This is a genomic window from Gilliamella sp. B2923 (genome assembly GCF_026536565.1).
Classification (GTDB): domain Bacteria; phylum Pseudomonadota; class Gammaproteobacteria; order Enterobacterales; family Orbaceae; genus Gilliamella.
Genome location: NZ_JAFNNZ010000059.1, coordinates 1 through 529 on the forward strand (window position 1 = coordinate 1; position 529 = coordinate 529).

Genomic DNA, 529 nt, shown 5'->3' on the forward strand with positions numbered 1-529 from the left:
GACACCAAAATAAAAGTATTGAGTAAACAAGTTAATATCAACTGGTTACAAATTGAGATTAACACATCGGAGACCGAAACTAAAAGGTTATGGGTAGAAAATAGTGAGAAGATAGCCGAAAAAGCCAAACTTGAAGGAGATATAGAATTAGCCGAAGCCACCCCAGCCTGGAGCCAACATCCTTTACAGCAAAGTGAATTAACCGGCAGCCAAAACGTGGTTCAAATGCCGATGATACTGAGTTTGAATGATGAGGCATATCAAGCAAAGCAGACCCGTGCAGTTGACGACAAAGGTACGTTATGGATTTTAATCCAAAAAGATGCCTTAGGCAGTAAGAATCTACCTGTCCTTGGTTGGGCAGCCATCGGCAGTGAAGGCGTAAAAAATGTCAGTTGTTGGGACTGGTTTGATTTTAAAGAGATTATAGAAACCAGCAGTTTGAAAGAATTTTACCTGAGTGCGAAAAAAGCGGAAACCCGAAACAAAGATAATGCCTCACTTGAGCAATATAAGCCAACCATTAAAG

At 40.5% G+C, this 529-nt stretch carries 1 protein-coding gene; it reads left to right on the forward strand.

Translation table 11 applies throughout. The features are described from left to right. Positions 1–529 (forward strand): hypothetical protein (locus tag J3U42_RS12460; protein ID WP_267336624.1); only part of this gene is annotated, 529 nt, incomplete at both ends.